This window comes from Lentzea indica (genome assembly GCF_012184385.1).
Taxonomy (GTDB): Bacteria; Actinomycetota; Actinomycetes; order Mycobacteriales; family Pseudonocardiaceae; genus Lentzea; species Lentzea indica.
Window position 1 is genome coordinate 1 of sequence record NZ_VSRL01000574.1, and the last position, 904, is coordinate 904.

General features: G+C 73.1%; 2 protein-coding genes. One reads left to right on the plus strand and one right to left on the minus strand.

All coding sequences use genetic code 11. The features are described from left to right. A partial coding sequence (locus FXN61_RS49685) for a MoaD/ThiS family protein (protein WP_246293365.1) occupies positions 1-359 on the plus strand: 359 nt, incomplete at its 5' end. A 70-nt stretch (positions 360-429) separates the two neighbouring features. Here the strand turns inward: FXN61_RS49685 and FXN61_RS49690 are convergent. Further along, positions 430-904 (minus strand): zinc-binding dehydrogenase (locus FXN61_RS49690; protein WP_167980672.1); only part of this gene is annotated, 475 nt, incomplete at its 5' end.

A 904-nucleotide genomic window follows, 5' to 3' on the forward strand; every position in this document is an offset into this window, starting at 1 on the left:
GTGCCGGGCCCGCCTGGCCTGCTGGTGTCCGCGCCGGTCCCGCCGCCCGCACTCCGCCCGGCGGTGGTGCGGGCATGAAGGTGACTGTCCTGATCCCAGGCGTCCTGCGCTCCGCGACCGGCGGTGCCTCGCACGTCGACGTCGACGTCCCCGAGCCCGCCACCCTCGGCGCCGCCCTGGACGTCCTCGCCGACACCTACCCGAGCATCGACCGCCGCCTGCGCGACGAACGCGCCACCCTGCGCCGCTACGTGAACTTCTACGTCAACGGCGAGGAGTGCCGCCGCCTCTCCGGCCCGGACACCCCGCTCCCGGCCGGCGCTGAGATCCAGATCCTGCCGTCGGTGGCGGGCGGCTGACAGCGGAGCCGGGTTGCGCCGTACCGGGGATGGCGGCGCAACCCGGCCATCCGTTCATGCGCGCCGACGCCTAGATCAGCAGCAACGACTTGCCGAGCGTGGTGCGTTCCTCGAGCGACCTGTGGGCCTTCTCGGCCTGCGCCAACGGGTACGTCGCACCGATGACCGGGCGGATCTTGCCCTGCGCGGTGAGGGCAAGCGCCTCCGCGAGGAGTTCGCGCGCCGTTGCCGGGTCAGGAGGCCCGTCAGCCAACGCGTTCTCCACGTGCACCTGCCGCTGCTTCGCGGCCTCGGGATCGATGTCGGCGAACCCGTCCGAGGTGCCGTAGGTGACGAAGCGGCCACCGTTGGCCACGGTGTCGAACACGGCCTTGCCGAGCTCTCCTCCCGCGCCGTCGAAGGCCAGGTCGACACCGGTGCCGCCGACCGCTTCCCGAACCCGCTGCTGCCAGCCGTCGAGCGAGTAGTCGACGGTCACCTCCGCGCCCAGCTCGCGGGCCACCGCGAGCTTGCGCTCACCACGAGCGCGGCGACGACCCGACGCG